Consider the following 20,799-nt stretch of genomic DNA (forward strand, 5'->3'; position numbering starts at 1 on the left):
ATTTTACCGAACCGTCGCGCGGTGCGATGGCGGCAGGGGCTGATAAAATCACGTTTTCCCTGTGCGGGAGGACATGGTGCGGGAGGATGAGGGAAGGGTTGTGACAGGGGCCGAGGAACAGGCAAGGCAGCTTGCGGCAATGTACGACGCATCGCCGATCGGTCTGGCGGTGATCGATACGGAGCTGCGCTACGTCCGCATCAACGAGCATCTCGCACGCCTGAACGGCATTCCGGTGGCCGACCATATCGGCCGTACGGTGATGGAGATCATACCCGACCTTTCCGCTCAGGCGCGCGCGGCGTTCGATCGCGTTCTCGCGGGCGAGGAAATCAAGGGGGTCGAAATCGTCGGCCCCACGCCGGCGCGGCCGGACCGGACCAGTGTATGGCGGCAGAATTGGGTCCCGATGCGCGATGAGACCGGCGCGGTGATCGGTGTCGCCGTCTCCTGCGAGGACATCAGCGAGGAAAGCCGCGCGCGCAAGGCGGTCAAGGCGCTGAACGCGATCAACACCGCGCTTGCCGCCGAGCATGATCTCGAGCGTCTCGTGCAGATGGTCACCGATGCCGGCGTCGAGCTGACTGGCGCGACGGTAGGCGCCTTCTTCCACAACGTGCTCGACGAAAGTGGCGAGCGGCTACACCTGTTCACCCTGACCGGCGCCGATCGCGAGCAATTCACCAAGCTTGGACGGCCGCGCGGGACCAAGGTGCTGGAGCCCCTGTTCCGCAACGAGCTGATCCGCGCCGACGACATCACGCGCGATCCCCGCTATGGCGCGAACGCGCCCTATGAGGGCATGCCGCCCGGGCATCCCGTGGTCACCAGCTATCTTGCCGTGCCGGTCGTGTCGGGCGGAGGCAAGGTGCTGGGCGGGCTGCTGTTCGGTCATCCGGAGCCGGGATGCTTCTCGCAGCGGCACGAGGAACTGATCGCCGGCCTGGCCGCGCAGGCGGCGGTCGCCATCGAGAACGCCCGCCTGCTGTCTGCGGTACAGGCGACCAACGAGGCTCTCGAGCAGAGGGTCGCGGAGCGGACCGCGGAACGCGACCGCGCGTGGCGCCTGTCGCGCGACCTACTGATCACGGTGGACCCGGCCGGTATCTTCCGCTCGGTCAGCCCCGCATGGACGACAATCCTCGGCCACCATCCCTCGGAAGTGGTCGGCCGCAGCTATCGCGATTTCATCCATCCGGACGATATCCCGCGGACCGAGGCAGCGCTGAGCGCGGCATCCGCCGGCGAGGACGTGCCGGTGTTCGAAAACCGCTATCGTACGCGTGACGGTGCGATCCGGCACATCTCGTGGCTGACTTCGGTCGCGGGCGGCCGGATCTATGGATCGGGGCGCGACGTGACGGACGCGCGTGCGAAGGACGAGGCGCTGCGCGCGACCGAGGCGGCCCTGCGGCAAAGTCAGAAGATGGAGGCGATGGGCCAGCTGACCGGCGGCGTCGCGCACGACTTCAACAATCTGCTGACGCCGATCCTCGGCAGCCTCGATCTCATCCGCCGCAAGGTGCCCGACGACGCGCGCAGCATGCGCCTGCTCGATGGCGCCATCCAATCCGCGGAGCGTGCCCGGACGCTGGTCCAGCGACTGCTCGCCTTCGCCCGGCGCCAGCCGTTGCAGGCGGATGCCATCGACGTGGCCACGATGGTGCGCGACATTGCCGCCCTGCTGTCGACGACGGTGGGTCCGCAGGTCCAGCTGATCATCGAGACTAAGGAATGTCTTCCCCCCGCACTCGCGGACCGCAATCAGCTGGAAATGGCATTGCTGAACCTCGCGGTGAACGCGCGCGATGCGATGCCCGGCGGGGGGACGCTGCGCATCGACGTCGGCGACCGGCAGATCGAGGACGGCGATCCACGTCTGCCGCCCGGCGCCTATATCCACCTCAGCGTGATCGATTCGGGTTTGGGCATGGACGCGGAAACGCTGGACCGTGCGATCGAACCCTTCTTCTCGACCAAGGGACTAGGGCGGGGAAGCGGGCTCGGCCTGTCGATGGTACATGGCCTTGCAAGCCAGCTGGGCGGCGCGTTCCAGCTGACGAGCAGCCCGGGGGCCGGCACCGTCGCGGAGCTGTGGCTACCGGTCAGCACGGTGGAGATCGTTCCGACCGTCACCGCATCGCTCGACCCGGCGCCAGCCTGCAGCGTCGGACTCATCCTTCTGGTCGACGACGAGGATGCGGTGCGCGCGGCGGCCGCGCAGATGCTGGGCGATCTGGGCTATGCGGTCGTCGAGGCGGATGGCGCCGACGCCGCCCTGCGGCTGGTAGCCGAGGGGCTGCGGCCGGACCTGCTCGTTTCCGATCACCTGATGCCGGGGATGACGGGGACCGAGCTGGCGCGGCACCTGCGCGCGCGGCGTCCGGATCTCGGCGTGCTGATCGTGTCGGGCTATGCGGATGTCGAGACGCTGTCGCCCGAGCTTGCCCATCTGTCCAAGCCGTTCCGCCAGGCGGACCTGCAACGGGCGCTGTCCATGCCCAAAGTCTATCCACCGTCGAAAGCACCCACGTCGCACGCGCCCATGCCGTCCGGCTGACCGAGCGATGCGATCTGGCCTTCGGTAGGCGATCCAGTGAGGCTGGATCAGCGCGGCAGCGGCCCTCACCGCCTATCCAGAATATGCTCCGTGGGCGGCCGGGTGGGGGTGAGGGCCGGGACCGCTCCCCCGCACGTGGATCGCCCAGCTAAGCGCTTCCCTTGCCTCGCAACTTCTGGCACGCTGATAGCGATAACGGAACGAGGGGATGGCAATGGATCGGCGCAGCTTCATTGGGGCGGGCATCGTCGCCGGCGGCATGGCGGCAGGAGGTATGCCGCGCGTCGCGGGAGCGGCGGCCGCCCCGGATCTGGGCTTCCCGAAGGATTTCGTCTGGGGCTGCGCGACCGCCTCCTACCAGATCGAGGGCGCGGTCAAGGCGGACGGGCGGGGACCGACGATATGGGATACGTTCTCGCACACGCCCGGCAAGACCGCGAACGGCGACACCGGCGACGTCGCCTGCGACAGCTACCATCGCTACGCCGAGGACATCGGGCTGCTCAAGAACCTCGGCGTCAAGGCGTATCGCATGTCGATCGCATGGTCGCGCATCTTCCCGGAAGGCCGCGGCCAGCCGAATCAGAAGGGCATCGATTACTATAATCGCGTGATCGACGGCCTGCTCGCGGCGGGCATCGCGCCCTATGTCACGATGTTCCACTGGGACCTGCCGCAGGCGCTGCCGGGCGAGTGGCGCAATCGCGACACGGCCAAGGCGTTCGCCGACTATGCCGGCTTCATGGCGGGAAAATTGTCCGATCGTGTCCATCGCTTCATGACGGTGAACGAACTGCGCTGCTTCACCGACCTTGGGCATATGCAGGGCATCCACGCACCGGGCTTGCAACTCCCCGCGGCGGAGGTGAACCAGGTTCGCCACCATGGCGTGCTGGCGCACGGGCTGGGCGTGCAGGCGATCCGCGCGCATGCCAGGGCCGGGACCGAGGTGGGCATCGCGGACAATACGTCGATCTTCGTCCCCGCGATCGAGACGCCGGGGCATATCGCCGCCGCCAAGAAGGCGATGCGCGATGAGAACGCCATGTTCCTGACCGCGATCATGGAAGGCGCCTATCCGCCGGAATATCTCGCCGCCGCCGGCGCGGCCGCGCCCAAGGTGCAGGCGGGCGACATGGCGGCGATCGGAAGCCCGCTCGATTTCGTCGCGCTCAACATCTATACCCCGACCTTCGTCAAGGCCGACCCGTCGGCGCCCCGCGGCTACACGCCGCTGCCGCATCTGCCGCAATCGCCACGCATGGCCTCGCCATGGCTCTATGTCGGGCCGGAGGCTGCCTATTGGGGCGTGCGCGCGGTCAGCGAATTGTGGAAGCCCAAGTCGCTGTTCATTTCGGAGAACGGCACGTCGGCGGACGACGTGCTCAACGCGGCCGGCCTGGACGACGACGCGGATCGCATCATGTACCTGCGCAACTATCTGGGCCAGTTCCGGCGGGCGACCGCGGAAGGCTTCCCGCTGCACGGCTATTTCCTGTGGAGCCTGATGGACAATTTCGAATGGGCGGACGGCTATACCAAGCGGTTCGGCATTCACTACGTCGACTTCGCGACGCAGAAGCGAACGCCGAAGCTGAGCGCCCAATGGTATAAGGAACTGATCCGCCGAAACGCCCTGGTCTGAGGGCCGCCGCAGCGACGATCCACCTCTCGTCAGGAGGTGGATCGCGCCGCGTCACGCACAGATGTGGGCATCGGGCAGCGGCGCGTTCGCCGGCACGGCGACGCCCTTTGCCGCGGCGGCCGCTTCCAGTGTCGGGCTGGGACCCGGACGCGAAAGGTCGGTCGCGGCGGCGTAGAAGGGATCCGCCTCCGCCCGCGCCAGCGTCGTGAAGGTGAAGCCAAGGCTGCGGTAGAGATCGAGCAGGCGCGGCAGCATATGCGCATCGAACGCGCCCAGATGCATCAGCAGGACATAGGGGATGTCGCGGCCCAGAGCGGCCTGCGACAGCATGCGCGACCGCAGCGCCTGGACGCGCGCGGCCGCGAGAAAGCTGCTTTCGAGCCCGGCGATCGCGCCCTGATCCCGCTTCGCGACGCAACGGGCATAGGCGTCGTTCCAGCCATAGTCGCCAAAGCTCATCGTCACGGCGGCGATGCGGTAGCCGCGTGCGCGAAGGCCGGCACGGACCGCATCGCGATCCGCCGCATTCCTTCCCTCGCTGAGGAACGGATAGCGGAACCAGTGCCAGTCGCTGCCGCGCGACGCGGCGACGAGGGGTGGCTCGTCGCGCGAGACGTCGGCAAGGAAGGCGTCGGGACCCATCGTGGCAAGATCGCCATGCGTCCAACTGTGATTGCCGATCGGGAAACCGGCCGCTCGCCAGGCGCCGACGACCTGCGGCGCGGTGGCGTCGGTTGCGAAGCCCCCATTGTAGAAGCCGAAGGCGGGCGCGTGCGCCGCCTTGAGCGCGGCGATGATCCGTCGGGCGATCGCCAGACGATCGTCGCCCACCGGCAGGGGCCCGTGCGCGGGCATGTCATCGAAGGTCAGCGCGATCTGCGGCGGCTGCGCGGGGGGCGCAGCCGCCGTCGCCGTATCGAACAGCGCCAGCGGTACGGCATCCGCCATCGCGCGATAGCCGCCGGGCCCCGGATGCAGATGGTCGCCCGAATCATAGGCCGGCAGCAGGCGGTCCGGGTGCGCCGGGTCACGCAATGCGGCATCGAAATCGATGACCCCGTCGAACGCGCCGGATGTGCGGATGAAAGCGTTGATCGCCTGCCGATCCGCCTCCGTCGCGGCATCGGGGTGGTAATAGTCGTTGCCGGCGAAGGGCGTGATCGTCCCGCCGATCAGGCGGATGCCATGCGCATGTGCGCGCCCGGCAAGCTGACCGTAGGCGCCGGTGATCGCCCGGACGAGCGCCGCATGTTCCGCATCACCGATCCGATGATCGCGGGTCGCGGTGCCGAGGTCATTGACCCCTTCCAGCAGGATCACGTCGGCAACGCCGGGGTTTCCGAGAACGTCGCGGTCGAAGCGAGCGACCAGACTTGGCCCGATGCCGTCGAGCAGCACGCGGTTGCCGCCGATGCCCATGTTGACCACGGCATGGGGGGGCGTCGTGCGTCCGACGGCCAGGCGCGCGGCGAGCAGGTCCGGCCAGCGCTGGTTGCTGTCGTCGACGATACCTTTGCCGTCGGTGATCGAATCGCCGATTGCGAGGATCGCCGACGTGGGGCCGTTCGTCACTTCGACGTCAGACAGGGACCACCAGCCCCCGATCCTCGCGGCATCCTTCAGCGACGCGGCCGCACTCTGGTCGCCAGGCGCGAGGAACGTCGTGGCGCGCGCGCCCGGATGGCCGGTGCGCGAAGCGATCGTATCGGGAAGGAACAGGCTGATCGCCAGGTCCTGGCCGGGATGCGTCGCGAGCGGCAGCGGATCGGTGTAGGCCTGCCCTCCCGCGGGAATGGTGACGCCCATCCTGCCCCCGAACGTCAGCGGGACGATGCCGCCGACGGTCGGCTGCCCGGGCTTCGCCTCGGCTGCGATCCGCGCCGCACCGACGACGAGCGGTCGGTCGCCTGCGACGTTCGACAGCCGGACGCGCACGCGCGTACCGCCGGCGGAAAGATGCACGATCTGGCGGATCGTCGCGGGGCCTGCCGCGGCGACGCGATCGGCATCGGCCCCCGTCATCCGCATCTGCGCCGACGCCCAGACCGGCACCCATTGGCGCGCCGAAACCCCGCCCGCAACCGTGCCGAGCAGCATCGCCACCATCCCGTATCGCGCGACCGCCGCCATGCCCTGTATCCTCACCTGCCGCCACGGCTTGTCCGTGCGCGTGATAGCGATATCATCGGGGAGGACGCGCCGCCAGCCGTGTCAGGGAGAGAGGGATGCGCGTGAATCGCCTGCTTTTGACGCTGTTGCTGATGCTGTCGGTGTTCGTCGCGCCGGCCGGGGCACGGGCGCAAGCGTGCGACGGCCCGGTCGCTGCCTGCACGCATCCGACGCGGGGCGGCCTGGCTCTGATCCTGCCGGGGCGTGCGACGGTGGTCGTGGTCGACGCGGCGGACGATCCCGGCGTCAGACGCGCAGCCTCGGATGTCGTCGCGGATCTTCGAGCCGTCGGCGGCGGCACGGTGCGCGGCGCCGACCGGGTGGACGGCGCCACGGTGATCGCGGGCACCCTGGGGCGAAGTCCGATCGTCGATGCCCTGGTGCGCACTGGAAAGGTCGATGTCGGGGGGCTGGCGGGACGATGGGAGGGCTATGTCGCGCAGGTGGTCGATCGACCGGCACCAGGTGTCGCACGCGCGCTCGTCATCGTCGGCGCGGACCGGCGCGGTACGATCTTTGGCCTGTACGACCTCAGCGCCAAGGCGGGCGTGAGTCCGTGGTCCTGGTGGGCCGACGTGCCGCCCCTGCGCCATCCGACCCTCTTTCTGACCGCCGGACGCGTCGCCGACCATCCGGTCGTCAAATATCGCGGCATATTCATCAACGACGAGGAGCCCGCGTTCGGCGGCTGGGCACGCGCCCGCTTCGGCGGGGTCAATCACCTCGCCTATGAACGCGTCTTCGCGCTGCTGCTCCGGTCCAAGGCGAATTTCCTGTGGCCGGCGATGTGGGGCAAGTCGCTGTGGCAGGACGATCCCGCCACCGCGCCGCTGGCCGACCGGATGGGCATCATCCTCGGAACCTCGCATCACGAGCCGATGGGACGGTCGCAGGTCGAATGGCAGCGGCAGGGCGGCGGGCCCTGGGATTATACGCGTAACGCGGCCGCGCTGCGCGCGTTCTGGCGGGCCGGAATCGAACGACGTGGCCATGCGGAAGACCTCGTCACGATCGGCATGCGGGGCGATGGCGACGAACCGATGACGCAGGGGACCGCGATCGACCTGCTCCAGCGCATCGTCGCGGACCAGCGCGGGATCATCGCCGACGTGACGGGCAAGCCCGCCGACCGGACGCCGCAGGTCTGGGCGCTCTACAAGGAGGTCCAGGATTATTACGACCGGGGGATGCGCGTTCCCGATGACGTGACGTTGCTGTTCTCGGACGACAATTGGGGCAACATCCGCCGCCTGCCGCCGCCCGGCATGGCGCGGCGGGGGGGCGCGGGCGTCTATTATCATTTCGATTATGTGGGCGATCCGCGCAACTACAAATGGCTCGACACCAACGCGATCCCGCGTGTCTGGCAGCAGATGCGGATGGCACGCCAGTTCGGCGCGGATCGGTTATGGATCGTCAACGTCGGCGACCTGAAGCCGATGGAATATGCGACGAGTTTCTTCCTCGCGATGGCGTGGAACCCCGATGCGATGACGTTGGCGGCGATGCAGGCCTTTCCCGCACGATGGGCGACGCACCAGTTCGGCGATGCGCAGGGGCGGGCGATCGGCGCGCTGCTCGGCCGCTACGGCCAGCTCGCCAGCCGGCGTAAGCCCGAACTTATCGACGCCGATACCTATACGTCCACGCCGGGTGGCTGGGCACGGGTGCTCGCCGAATGGGAGGCGCTTGCAAGGGTTGCGCATCGTGTCGGCGCTTCCGTGCCGATGGACCGGCGCGACGCCTATGACGAGCTGGTGCTGCACCGGATCGACGCGATGACCAACCTCCACCGCCTTTATGCCGCCGTGGCGTCCAATCATCGGGCGGCGTCGGCGGGCGTTGGCGGGGAAGCGGAACGGCAGGCCGCGGCCGCTCGCGGTTTCTTTGCACAGGATGCCGCGTTGCGTCGACGCTATGAGGCGCTCGCGGGCGGCAAATGGCCCGTAATGATGGCACAGACGCATATCGGCTATACCGGCTGGCAGCAGCCGGAGGTGGACAGGATACCGCCGCTCTGGACCGTCGCATCGGCCGGGCCAAGGCCCGCGCCCGTACCGGCACCGCCGATCGCGATCATCGCCGCCGATGCGGGACGCCCGATCGACGGCGGGACCATCCGTTGGCAACGGATCGCCGGCTTTACCGCGGACGGCGCGGCAATGGTCGCGACTCCGGCGACTGTGTCCCCTATCGAGAAGCCCGGGGGGGCAGGGCCGCAGATCGCCTATCGCGTCAACCTTCCGGCGGCGGGCGCTTTCCGCTTCGACGTGGTCGCGGCGCCGGGGCTGGACGTCCGCGGCAGCGGCCACCATCGCGTGGCGCTGTCGATCGACGGCGGCGCGCCGATGATCGTCGACCTGCTCGCGCACGAGGACGAGGCGCGCTGGCGTCGGGCGGTCGCGGACAATGCGCGTGTCGTTGGCGCTTCGCTATCGGTCACCCGCGCCGGCCGCCACACATTGCACCTGTGGCTGGTCGATCCCGAAGTCGTGGTCGAGCGTATCGAGCTGCGGCGCTGAATCAGCGTGCCGCCAGGTCGCTCGCCACCCAGACCAGCGGCGCGTTCCAGTTGATCGCGACTTCGTTCAGCGCGAAAGCCCGCGCATCGTCCCGCCAGCATCGCTGCGGCGCGCAGCCCTTCAGCGTCGCGGCGACCGGGTCCGCGAGGGCTGTGTTGTTGGCGCCGCCGCCCAGAACGCCCGGCGGCGGACCCGGCTGTCGCTTGTCCAGCTGGTGCGTCCAGAACCGGTGGTGCGGGTTCTGCATCGGATTCCATCCGAAGCCCGACACGTAGCTGCGATCGAGAGGATTGCGCCCCAGCACGTAATCCGCGGTGTCGACCTCCGCATCCCGATAAGCCGCCTTGCCGGTGAAGCGCGCGGCCAGGCCGAGCACGATCCCGCGATTGAGGATCGTGCCGTTCGATCCCCAGGGATACCGCAGTGTGTCGAAGGGGATGTGATAGCCGGTACGCGCATCTTCCCCCAGGAAGCGGTCGGCAAGCGCGACGATCTTGGCACGGGCTGCGTCCCGTTCCGCATCAGGCAGCCCCGCTGCGGTGGCGAGCGTGATCGTGCCCAGCGCTGCGGTAGCGCCCCAGCTCGCCTCGTTGCCGAGCGGTGCGGCATGGAGCGGATTGCGGTGCAAGGCGTCTGCCAGCTCCGGCATCCGCGTTGCGGCGTAGAGTTCGGCCGTCGCCCAGTAGAATTCGTCGGCGAGGTCGCCGTCGCCATAGCCGCCGCTGCCGGTAAAGGCCTGGGCGGCGTAGATGTCGGGATTGCGCAACGCCGCCCGATAGGCGCTGGCGGCGGCGGTGAGGCAGCGGTGCGCGAAGGCTGGATCCGCCGTCTTCCACACGCGCGCGCATTGCGCAGCGGTCGCCGCGAGGTTGAGCGTCGCCGCGGTACTGGGCGGGTAGAGTAGCCGATCCTCGCGGTCGTTCGCCGGCGCGGTGGGCAGGGGCGTCCAGTTGCGGTCCGCGACCTTGTGATGTGCCATGCCACCCGCATCCACGTCCGTCAGGCGCAGCGGTCCGCGTCCCTGTCGCCCGACGGGAAGGGCGAGGTGCGTGCCGTCCGGCACCTGCATCGCGAGCAGGAAGCGCATTTCCACCCGCGCTTCGTCGAGGAGGTCGTCGGTGCCGTTGCCGGCCTCCGGCAGGGCGGCGCTGCCGTCCGGAAAGGGTGGGGATCCGGCATTTACCTCGTAGAGGTTCTGGAGCGTCCAAAGCGCGATGCCGCCGTTGACGACATATTTGCCCTGGTCGCCCGCATCGTACCAGCCGCCGGTCACGTCGAGGGTATAGGGACAGCCGGGCCAGACCGTGCCGCCGAGGTCTGGACCCTTGAAACAGGCCGCGACCTCATGCGCATGGCCGGCCGGACGTGCCCATGCCTTGCCGGCAAAAGCCGCGTCGATCGGCACGCCCGCGCGTGTCTGATAGAAATAGTTCAACGCGGCGCGGGCGAGCGGCCGGTAGAGGTCCGTCGCGATGACGAAGGGATGCGACGAGGTATTGGCGACCTCGAGCCGATAGGTGCCCGGCGTGCGCACGGCACCCAGGTCGAGCTGATGCACCCGATCGCCCGACGCTGGATCCTCGCCGAACGGCTGCGTCATCCCGTTGGCGACCGGCCTGCCCTGCGCATCGACGACGCGCCATGCGAGCGGAGCCGTTGTGGCATCCGCCACGATCGCGCGCTTCGCGGTGTCCGGGCGGAAGCCAAGCTGATTGAGATGCACCGTGTCCGGCGCGTTGCCGAGCGCGGTCAGCGCCAGCAGGACGCGAAGGTGCCGCCTCATGCCACGCCGCTCCAGTCGTCGCTTGGTCGCGACGGCGTCGGCACCGCCGTCGGGGCGAGCGGCGACGGTGCCGCGGCGCGAAGGAAGTCGCCATGGGTCGGCAGCCGCATCGCGGTATCGAGATAGCCGCGCCGGATCTGCTCCAGCGCGCCTGCGACCTTGTCTTCGTCCAGCGCGTCGACGGCGGGTTCCCACCCCTCCGGCGCCAGTCCCTGTCCCAGGCACACCGCGACCCAGCTGGGATTGGTGAAAAGCTCATAGCCTTCCCGGAACAAGCGCCCCTTGCCGCGCCACAGGTCGAGCTTGCGCGCGAGACTGTCGGGCACGCTCATCTCGCGCACACGATCCCAGAAAGGCGTGTCGTCGCGGCGGGTCACCTTGTAATGGAGGATGATGAAATCGCGGATGTCCTCGTAGAGATCCCGCATCTGGCGGTTGAACTCGGTGCGTTCGGCGGGGTCGAAGCGACGGTCGGGAAACAGGGCGACGAGGCGCTGGATCGCAGACTGGACGAGGTGGATGCTGGTTGATTCCAGCGGCTCGATGAAACCGCTCGCGAGGCCCAAAGCGACGACGTTGCGGTTCCAGCACTGCCGGCGGCGTCCCGCCTCGAAGCGGATGCGCCGCGGTGCGGCGAGCGCTTCACCCTCGAGGCTGGCGAGCAACTGCGCCTCCGCATCCTCGTCGGACAGATAGTCGCTGCAATAGACGAGGCCGTTGCCCATCCGGTGCTGGAGCGGGATGCGCCATTGCCAGCCCGCGTCACGCGCGGTGGCGCGGGTGAAGGGCGACGGCTCGCGCGCGTCGGGCAACGCGCAGGGCACCGCGACGGCGCGATCGCACGGCAGCCACTGGGCATAGCTGTCATAGCCGGTTTCCAGCGCGTCCTCGATCAGCAGGCCGCGAAAGCCGGAGCAGTCGATGAACAAATCGCCCTCGATCCGTCGGCCGTCGGCCATCGTGACGGACTCGACGAAACCGTCCCCGCTCCGCAGGTCGACAGTGGCGATCCGCCCCTCGATGCGGGTCACGCCGCGCGGTTCGGCATAGTCGCGCAGATAGCGGGCGTAGAGCGACGCGTCGAAGTGGAAGGCGTAGAACAACTCCCGCACCGGCGACTGGGCGTCGTCGCGCGCGCGCCCGAACTTGCCGTTGGCCGCGGCGACCGCGCTCATCGACCAGGCCTCGACCGACGGGATCGGCCGCCGACTGCGTTCGCGCAGCCACAATTGGTGGAAATGCACGCCCTGCAGGTCGTGGCCATGATTGCCGAACGGATGGAAATAGGTCTCGCCCAGCGCGCCCCAGTCGCGGAACTCGATACCGAGCTTGAACGTGCCCGACGTCGCGGCGACGAAGCCGTTCTCGTCCAGACCGAGCATGCGGTTGAAGTTGAGCAGCGGCGGGATCGTCGCCTCGCCGACGCCGACGGTGCCGATCTCCTCCGACTCGACCAACGTGATCTGCGTATAGCCGTTGTTGAGCAGGCGCGCGAAGGCGGCGGCGGCCATCCAGCCGGCGGTACCCCCGCCGACGATGACGACGCGGCGGATCGCATGGGGGTTAGCCGGGGGATTTGCGGAATCGATCATCGGGACAGGCGGCTCGCTTGCGCCGCCAGCCAGGCGGCATGGGTTGGGGTGCGCGGCACGGCGGCGGCGATATCGGCTTTGTGGCGGGCCATCGCCGCGGCGGCGGCGTCGGCGGGAACGGCCTCGACCAGCGGGTCGACACGGCGCGGCAGGACGCCCTGGCCGATCAGCACCGCCGCCCATTCGTCCCGGCTGAAGGTTTCTTCCTCGTAAAAGGGCAGGCGGCCTCGCTCGGCGAACTGGGTGAGCGTATGGGCGAGGCTGTCCGGCGGCGGCGTCGCGGCGCAGGCGCGCCACATCGGCTCCGGCCGGCGCGCGGCGACGTAGTGGAGCGCCACGAAATCGCGGACGCGCTCGGCTTCCGCGACGCACTGACGGTTGAAGTCCGCCGCTTCCACCGGTGCCATGGCCGCATCGGGCAGCATAGTCACCAGCCGGTCGATCGCGCTGAGGGCGAGGTGCAGGTTGCACCATTCGAGTGGCTCGACCTGAGTCGCCGAGTCGCCGATCGCGACGCAATTGCCCCGCCACGGCGCGCGGCGCATGCCGGGCCGGATCGCAATGCGATCGCCGTCGGGCATCAGTGCCGCCAGTGCCGCCTCGTCGGCATGCGCCGTGGCATAGGCGATGCCGGTCTGTGCGCCGCTGGTCCAGCGCCAGCCGGCGGCATGCGCGATGACCGGCGTAAGTACTGGCGGCTCGATCGGCGCGCCGACGTGGATCAGCAGGCGGTCGCAGGGCAGCCAGTCGGACCAGTCGTCGACCGCCTGGTCGATCGCGCCGCGCAAGCGTGCCGCAGGCCCTGTCGCGTCGACGACGAGATCGGCGGCCAGCGATCCACCGCCGACCAGCGTCAGTCGTGCGACAAAGCCGCGGTCGTCGATCGCCACGTCGGCGATCTCGCCCGCGAGGATGCGAACCCCGACGTGATCGGCAAAGGCGCGCACCATGCGTTCCTGGCGCGGCAGGTCGAGCATCAGGCCGTAATCATGGTCCGCGAAGGGCGTGCCTGGCGTCGGCGGTACGAACCGCCCGGCGCGTGCCAACACGGCGGCTGGCGCGTAGGCGTCGAATGCGTCGGCCCTGCCTGCGCGACGCGCACGCAGCCAGTGCAGGTGAAAGCTCGTCGGTCCGAAGCGCTGACCATAGCGATCGTAGACGTGCGCATAATCGGGAAGGTCGTCGGCCCAGCCGCTGAACAGCGTGCCGAGGCGGCAGGCTGCACCGGTTCGCAGCACGGCGTCCTCCTCGCCGATGCCCAGATCGGCATGGAAGCCGCGGATCGAGGGCAGCGTACAGGCGATGCGGTCGGCCAGCGCGTCCGGTGCCGCCCGGGTCGCCAGCATCGTCACGTCGAGGAAGGGCGCGCGCCGCTTGATCGCCGCGGCGGCATACCATCCGGTTATCCCGCCCCCAGCGACGAGGACGGTGCGCAGCGGTTCGGTCATGCCGCGTCCGTCATCGGGCAATAGCGATCCAGGAAGCCGCGATGATCGGGTCGGGCTGCGACGTCGGCGGCGATCTCCTGCCGCAACGCGGCGATGCCGCGATGCACGGCGACGGGATCGGATGCGTCCGCGCGCGGATCCCAGCCCTCCGGCACGATGCCCTGACCCAGATAGACCGCCACCCAGCTCGCATCGAGGAAGACCCCCTCGCGATATTTGACGACGCGACCGCGGCGGCGCCACAGGTCCAGTTTCTCCGCCAGGCTGTCCGGGATCGTCATCGTGCGCACATAATCCCAGAACGGCGAGTCGGACCGCGTCGTCGCGTGATAGTGCAGGATAAGGAAATCGCGGATGCGGTCATATTCCAGGTCGATGACGCGATTGAACTCGTCCCGGTCCGGCGGGCTCGGCGCGCCGTCGGGGAAGAGCTCGACCAATGCGGTGATCGCCTGCTGCACGAGATAGATGCTGGTCGACTCAAGCGGTTCGAGAAAACCGCTCGCGAGGCCGATCGCGACGCAATTGCCCACCCAGCTGCGCCGCCGACGCCCGGCGCGGAAGCGCAGCAGGCGCGGTTCGGCGAGGGGTTTCCCCTCCACCGCCGCGACCAGTGCGTCACGTGCCTCGGCATCGCCGACGAAGGCGCTCGCGTAGACATAGCCATTGCCGGTGCGGTGCTGCAGCGGGATGCGCCAGCGCCAGCCGGCGGGCATGGCGATCGCGCTGGTATAGGGCGTCACCGCCGTCTCCGTCCTGCACGGCATGGCGACGGCGCGGTCGGCGGGCAGCCAATGCGCCCAATCCTCAAACGGCTCCTCCATCGCGCCGCCGACGAGCAGGGAACGGAAGCCTGAACAGTCGACGAACAGATCGCCCTCGATCCGGGTCCCATCGGCGAGCGTGATCGCGCGGATGTCGCCGGTGTCGCCGTTGCGCTCGACCGCAGTCACGATCCCGTCCGTCCGCACCACGCCCGCCCGCTCGGCCAGGCCGCGCAGATATGGCGCGAACAGCTGCGCGTCGAATTGATAGGCATAGCCGAACGTCCCCGCCAGCTGACCCGGGTCGGCCTGCGGATGCGCGAAGCGGCCCTGCCGCGCGAGCGTGCAGGCATAGGACAGGTCGTCGAGCGGCGGCAGCGGCGCGCCGGCGCGGGACAGCCGGCTCCAATAATGATGGAAGTCGATCGCACCCTTGCCGCTACCGAAGGTGCCGAAGGGATGGATATAGCTGTCGCCGATCCGACCCCAGTCGCGAAATTCGATCCCCAGCTTGAAGGTGGCGCGGGTGAGCGCCATGAACTCCGCCTCCGGGATGCCGAGCCGCTCGTTGAAGAAGCGGATGTGGGGCAGCGTCGCCTCGCCGACGCCGACGATGCCGATCGCTTCCGATTCGACGAGATGCACGCTCGCACGATGCGGCAACAGCCGTGCGATCGCCGCCGCCGTCATCCAGCCGGCGGTGCCCCCGCCGACGATCACCACCCGCACTGCCTTGCCCGGCGTGGTCAAGAGTCCGCTCCCCAGTTAAGGCGCCTTTGTTCGCGCTCCCATCTCCTTCTGGGTCGTTCATCGTCGCGCGTTCGTCAACACCGCTTCCACAACTGGCGCCGTACGTTGCAGGAACGTCACACCCCGGCGTCAAAAAACGGCCCCCAACAGAAAAATGTTACCGCGACCATTGCTCGATTGTGAATGGTCTGCCTACAAAGAGGCCGTATCGGACGGGCGCCGCGAGCAGTGCCGCGATCGTATTTAGGGGAGGACCAAAGATGCGCCCTGTCGCGCCGTCCACTGTCACTGCACGTTCCATCGTCCGCCTGTTGCGCGGTGCTTCCGTCACGGCGCTGTGCATCGCCACCCCATTTGGCGTCGCGCAGGCGCGCCCGCTGTCGGGCCAGGACACCAGCCAGTCGCCGACCGGCGCGAAAGCGGGCGAGGGCACCGTCGGTGTCGCCACCGCCACCGGCGCGGCAACCAGCCCCGCCGACGTCCAGGCTGAAACGCAATCGACCGGCGGCGCGAGTCCCGACGATATCGTCGTTACCGGCATCCGTCAGAGCCTGGCCAACGCGCAGAACATCAAGCGTAACGCGGACACCATCGTCGACGCGATCACCGCGTCCGATATCGGCGCGCTGCCCGACCGCTCCGTCACCGAGGCGCTGCAGCGTGTGCCGGGTGTCGCGATCAGCCGCTTCGCCGGGTCGAACGACCCCGACCACTTCTCGGTCGAGGGTTCGGGCGTTAACGTGCGCGGCCTGAATTTCGTCCGCTCCGAATTCAACGGCCGCGACACCTTCTCGGCCGGTATCGGCGGTCAGGCGATCAACTTTTCCGACGTGCCCGCCGAGTTGCTCGGCTCGGTAGAGGTCTACAAGAACGCGACTGCCGAGACGATCGAGGGCGGTCTGGCCGGTACCGTCAACCTCAACACGCGCAAGCCGTTCGACAACAAGGGGCTGCACATCGGCGTCGACGCCGAGGCGAATTACGGCGATTTCGAGAAGAAGTGGTCGCCGACCGGCTCGATCCTGGTGAGCGATACCTGGCAGACCAACATTGGTACCTTCGGCCTGCTCGGCGACGTATCCTATTCGCGTATCCGCAGCCGCGCGGACGGCATCCAGGTCACCAATTTCCAGACCCGTGACAACCAGAACGCGATCGCGGCGAACTCCACCACGACGCTCGTCTGCCGCAACGCGCTGCCTGGCACCACCGACACCACGACGCTGCCCGCCGCGGGTTCGGCCTGCGGCGCGGCGAACACGCCCGGGGCGGATGGCTTCCTCGACCCGGCGGGTGTGCGCTATGCCCCGATCGGCGGCCAATTCCGCAGTCAGGACTATGACCGCAAGCGCGATGGCGTCGCGCTAGCGGCGCAGTGGCAGAGCAACGACGAGAAGACGGTACTGACCGCGCAGTTCCTGCGTACGCACACGACCAACGAATGGGGTGAGCATACGTTCGAAACGGCGCCGGATCTGTCGGAATACAGCACCTATCCGTTCGGGTGTCTCGGCAATACCGACGGTGCGCCGTCGAACGGCAACAACACGACCCGCGCCGAATGCCCGGTCGGCTCGACCAAGAACTACGTCTACGACGCGAACGGCTTGTTCCAGAGCGGCTATATCACCTACCCGGGCAACGTCGCCTATCGCGGCAATGGCCCCAACACCTCCACCAGCTTCGTACCGGCCGGCGGCACGCAACAATCGCTGTCACGTCGACAGGTTTTCGATGAAAATACGGTCAAGGACTTCGGCCTCAACCTGAAGACGCAGCTCAGCGACCGCCTGTCGGTCAATCTGGACGGCGACTATACCAAGGCCGAGCACTACAATCTCGACTTCAGCACTTTCGGTTCGACGTTCGCCGATTCCGAACTTAACATCACCGGCAATCTGCCCGTGGTCGTGCCGCACAAGCCCAACCAGCTGAACTATACCTGGTCGGGCGCGGCCCCCAATCCGGTGGTCGTTGGCGAGACCGACAAGCAGTATTTCTCCGACCCGCGCGTACAGTTCTGGCGCGCGGCCATGGACCATATCGAACAGTCCGAAGGCCGCGAATATGCGTTCAAGGGTGACTTCGACTATAAGTTCGGCGAGGGCGGATTCGTCAAGGACATCAAATTCGGTGCCCGTTACGCCGACCGCTCGATGGACGTGCGATACAGCACGTACAATTGGGGCGTGCTGAGCGAGACGTGGTCGGGCAATTCGCCTGTGTCTATCGCGCAGTCCCCGGCCAACACGGCGTTCTACAGCTTCCCCGATTTCTTTCGTGGCGCGACGCCGGGGCCGGTCGGCGGGTTCTATTACACCGGCGATCTGATCAACAACTATAACGGCTCGGCGACACGCCTGCAGCAGGTCGAGGCGGCTTGGGCAGCGAACGGTGCGACCGCGACCGGCTGGTCACCGCTGGCCCAGCGCGCCGGCGTCGTTGCCGGCACGCCGTTCCTGCCGTCCGAAATCCAGAAGGTGACGCAGCAGGACAAGAACGTCTATGCGCAGCTGAACTTCGCATCGCCGGGGCCGGTGTTCGGCGACGTGCGGCTCAGCGGCAACGTCGGCGTGCGCTACGTCGTTACCGACGTGACCTCGGCAGGCTCGATCGGTGCACCGACGCGCACGCAAACCGGTACCGTCGACCCGTATCTGACGCGGTGCCAGCCAACCGTACAGAACGGGGTGCAGGTTACGCCCGGCGGTGTCTGCCAGCTCGGGGCGCAGGGTTATGCCGCTCTCCAGCAGTTCTCCACCGGTATCACAACGGCGGAAGTCGCGCGGAACAACTATGCCTATTGGCTGCCCAGCGCGAACCTCAAGTTCGGGCTGAGCCGGGACCTGATCCTGCGTCTGGCGGCATCGAAGGTGCTGACGCGCCCCGATCTCGCCAACATCCGCAACTTCCTGACCGTCGGATTCGACACCGGCAGCGGGACACTGACCGCGACCGCAGGCAATCCCTATCTGAAGCCGGCCACCGCCTGGCAGTTCGACGCGACGCTCGAATGGTATTTCGGCCGTGTCGGGCAGTTGTCGGTCGATGCCTTCTACAAGTCGGTGCACAACTTCTTCTATCAGGCGGTCACGAACCGTACGATTCAAAGTGCGGGTATCTCGCAGAATGTGCTCGTTCGCGGGCCGGCGAACTTCGACGGCTATGGCAAGATCAAGGGCGTCGAGGTTTCCTACCAGCAGACGTTCGATTTTCTGCCCTCTTTCCTGAGCGGTCTAGGGACAAGCCTGAACTATTCCTATATTGAGAGCTCGGGTCTGCCCAATTCCTTCCTGAATGGTGGCTCGCCTTCCGGTGCGTCGAACATCACGCCCGGCAATTTGCCGCTGGAAGGTCTGTCGAAGCACAATGCCAATGCGACCGTCTTCTACGAGAAGGGGCCGATCTCGCTGCGCGCGGCGTACAACTGGCGTTCCAAATATCTGCTCACCGCGGCGGACGTCATCTTCCCGTACACGTCGATCTATCAGTCGGCGGGCGGCCAGCTCGATGCGTCGGCCTTCATCAACATCAACAAGTACATCAAGATCGGCGTCCAGGGCGTGAACCTCGCCAATCAGGTCGTGAAGACGGAGCAGGCATATATCAGCGGCTCGAACGCGACGGCGCCGCGATCCTATTTCGTCAACGATCGCCGCTATTCGTTCATCCTGCGCGGCAATTTCTGACCTTGCGGGCGGTCGGCCTCGGCCGGCCGCCCGGTTTTCCCCAACTGGAAAGGGCGCGCTCCGATCGGAACGCGCCCTTCTTTTTTGCCGGCTTCGGCGACGACGGCTCAGTTGTGGGGTAGTTTGGCCGGATCGACGCCCGGCCCGAGATCGAGCAGGAAGGCCGGACCGACCTCGACGACCTGCTTGGCGCCGGCCAGTTGCAGCGAGATGTTGGCCTTGCCCGCGGCAAAGGCCTGTGACGCGACGCCACTGGCGAAATATCGCTTCCAGCCTGGGCCGACCGATGCGGTCGCCGTCGCGATCTGCGGATAGGGGGCCTCCGAACCGGTGGCACCCAGCGGAATGGTCAGCGGCGCGTCCTCCTTCGCATCCGGCGCGCGCAGATAGACCATGACCAGCACCGTATCGCCCGCCGCGATCGGCTTCACCGTGGGATAGGACGCGCCCGTATCCCATGGATGCGCGCCGGCGCGCGTGACCTGTACGCGCACCGCGGCGCCACCCGGCACGTCGGTGGCCGGTACCTGTTTGGCGCTTTGGTTCGGACCGTAGAGCGCCCAGCCGATCCCCGGCTGGTTGACCGCCTTGTCGAAGATGCTTGGCTGCGCGGACGGCGCGGGGGCCGTCTGCGCGATCGCGACGGTCGCAGTTAGTGTCGCCAGCGATAGGGCAACAAATGTCTTCATCATCCTTCTCCCTGTTATGCGGCCGGCGGGTCAGCCGGTCCGGATCGGCGCCGTGGCAAGCGCGGCGGCGACGGCGGCGCGCATCGGCTTGGGCTGAAGCGCGGTGTCGTAGAGGGCCGGGCGCCGCGGCGCGCGATCGCGCCGAGGTTCGAAGCCCTCGATCCAGCTATGGCGATCCGCAAGTCCCCAGCACAGCACGTCGGTCAGCTGCGGATAGGCGAGCGTCACGTCGAGATAGGCCTGCGTGAAATCCGCGACGCCTCGGTCGCGAACCGCGATGTCGGCGGGCAGCATGTTGTCGCGCACGTCGAGCTCGGTGACGACGAGCCGATAGCCCATGCCCGTCACCGCATCGAGGAATGCGCGCCACGGCCCCTCGAGGGCCGCGACATGGCTGGCGGTCGGCAGCCCCTGCGTGATCAGATGGGACTGCACGCCCAGCGCGTCGACGGGCGTGTTTCGGCGACGGAACCCCTCCAGCAGTCGCAGCACGCCCGCGCGATGCGCGTCGTTGCCGGGCTCCCAGCTCATATAGTCGTTGTAGACCAATTGCGCATGCGGCGCCGCGGCACGGGCGGTGTGGAAGGCGAGGTCCAGCGTCGGCTCGGCGCCGCCGAACGCCTTGGACAGGCTCGTCTCGTACAGCGTGCCGTCCTTGGGATTCACCGCCTCGTTGACGACGTCGTAGCTCTTGATGCGCGTACCGTAGCGGCGCGTCACCGTATCGATATGCGTCGTCAGCAGGCGCTCCGCCTCGCGATGCGGCGCGCTGCCGAAATCATACGCGTTGAGCCAGGCGGGAAGCCACTTCGGCTGATGCCACAGCAGATTGTGGCCGCGCACCGCCATGCCGTGCGCCTCGCCCCAGCCGAGGATGGCATCGAACCGATCGAACGCGAACGCGGTCGGTGTCGGACGCAGCCATTGCCACTTCATCTCGTTTTCGGCGACGAGCAGGTCGCATTGCCGGGCGACCAGCGCGGCATAGGCAGGATCGCGGGTCAGCGCGCCATAGCTGAGCGCGGTACCGAAACGGAACCGTCTGCGCGCTGCAACGTCCTTGAGCGCGGCAGCTTTGGATCCCGCCGCATCGGGCATCACGGCGGCAAGGGCCGGTGCGAGCGGTGCGCTGGCGATCAGACCGGCGGCGCCAACGATCAGGTCGCGGCGATCGAGCACTGTAGGCAT

The 20,799-nt window shown here is 67.8% G+C and carries 11 protein-coding genes; 4 read left to right on the top strand and 7 right to left on the bottom strand.

Annotated elements, in window-relative coordinates; all coding sequences use genetic code 11:
- Positions 1–73: 73 nt before the first annotated feature.
- The gene (locus RF701_RS12355) at positions 74–2,560 is read left to right on the top strand and encodes a PAS domain-containing protein (RefSeq protein ID WP_308815116.1); all 2,487 of its coding nucleotides are present in this window, start codon (positions 74–76) and stop codon (positions 2,558–2,560) included.
- Positions 2,561–2,774: 214 nt separating this feature from the next.
- On the top strand, positions 2,775–4,205 hold the full coding sequence (locus tag RF701_RS12360) for a GH1 family beta-glucosidase (protein ID WP_203308921.1): 1,431 nt from the start codon (positions 2,775–2,777) through the stop codon (positions 4,203–4,205).
- Between the two features lie 51 nt (positions 4,206–4,256).
- Here RF701_RS12360 and RF701_RS12365 read toward each other — a convergent pair whose 3' ends face one another.
- Positions 4,257–6,335 carry a GDSL-type esterase/lipase family protein gene (locus RF701_RS12365; protein ID WP_308815117.1) on the bottom strand — a complete coding sequence of 693 codons (2,079 nt, stop codon included), beginning with the start codon at positions 6,333–6,335 and terminating at the stop codon, positions 4,257–4,259.
- 101 nt (positions 6,336–6,436) lie between these two features.
- On the opposite strand from RF701_RS12365, the gene RF701_RS12370 reads away from it, so the two are divergent.
- On the top strand, positions 6,437–8,896 hold the full coding sequence (locus tag RF701_RS12370) for a glycosyl hydrolase 115 family protein (RefSeq protein WP_308815118.1): 2,460 nt from the start codon (positions 6,437–6,439) through the stop codon (positions 8,894–8,896).
- Between the two features lies 1 nt (position 8,897).
- Here RF701_RS12370 and RF701_RS12375 read toward each other — a convergent pair whose 3' ends face one another.
- From RF701_RS12375 to RF701_RS12390, 4 genes are read right to left on the bottom strand one after another with little or no spacing between them, the layout of a single operon-like run.
- Entirely contained in the window at positions 8,898–10,679 is a 1,782-nt protein-coding gene (locus RF701_RS12375) for a glycoside hydrolase family 9 protein (RefSeq protein ID WP_308815119.1), read from the bottom strand.
- Complete coding sequence (locus tag RF701_RS12380; protein WP_308815120.1) at positions 10,676–12,271, bottom strand: tryptophan 7-halogenase; 1,596 nt, start codon at positions 12,269–12,271, stop codon at positions 10,676–10,678. The genes RF701_RS12375 and RF701_RS12380 overlap by 4 nt, the downstream gene beginning before the upstream one ends.
- Entirely contained in the window at positions 12,268–13,719 is a 1,452-nt protein-coding gene (locus RF701_RS12385) for a tryptophan 7-halogenase (protein ID WP_308815121.1), read from the bottom strand. The genes RF701_RS12380 and RF701_RS12385 overlap by 4 nt, the downstream gene beginning before the upstream one ends.
- Positions 13,716–15,233, bottom strand: a complete 1,518-nt coding sequence (locus tag RF701_RS12390; RefSeq protein WP_308815122.1) for a tryptophan 7-halogenase — start codon at positions 15,231–15,233, stop codon at positions 13,716–13,718. The genes RF701_RS12385 and RF701_RS12390 overlap by 4 nt, the downstream gene beginning before the upstream one ends.
- A 260-nt stretch (positions 15,234–15,493) precedes the next feature.
- On the opposite strand from RF701_RS12390, the gene RF701_RS12395 reads away from it, so the two are divergent.
- Complete coding sequence (locus RF701_RS12395; protein WP_210357239.1) at positions 15,494–18,922, top strand: TonB-dependent receptor; 3,429 nt, start codon at positions 15,494–15,496, stop codon at positions 18,920–18,922.
- A 107-nt stretch (positions 18,923–19,029) separates the two neighbouring features.
- Here the strand turns inward: RF701_RS12395 and RF701_RS12400 are convergent, their stop codons facing one another.
- Together RF701_RS12400 and RF701_RS12405 are read right to left on the bottom strand one after the other, a co-directional pair.
- A complete protein-coding gene (locus RF701_RS12400) occupies positions 19,030–19,611 on the bottom strand; it encodes a hypothetical protein (RefSeq protein ID WP_308815123.1) in 582 nt (193 codons plus the stop codon).
- 30 nt (positions 19,612–19,641) lie between these two features.
- Positions 19,642–20,799 (bottom strand): endo-1,4-beta-xylanase, encoded by a 1,158-nt coding sequence (locus RF701_RS12405; RefSeq protein ID WP_374758623.1) that lies wholly within the window; start codon positions 20,797–20,799, stop codon positions 19,642–19,644.

Source organism: Sphingomonas sp. GV3 (genome assembly GCF_031082075.1).
GTDB lineage: Bacteria > Pseudomonadota > Alphaproteobacteria > Sphingomonadales > Sphingomonadaceae > Sphingomonas > Sphingomonas beigongshangi.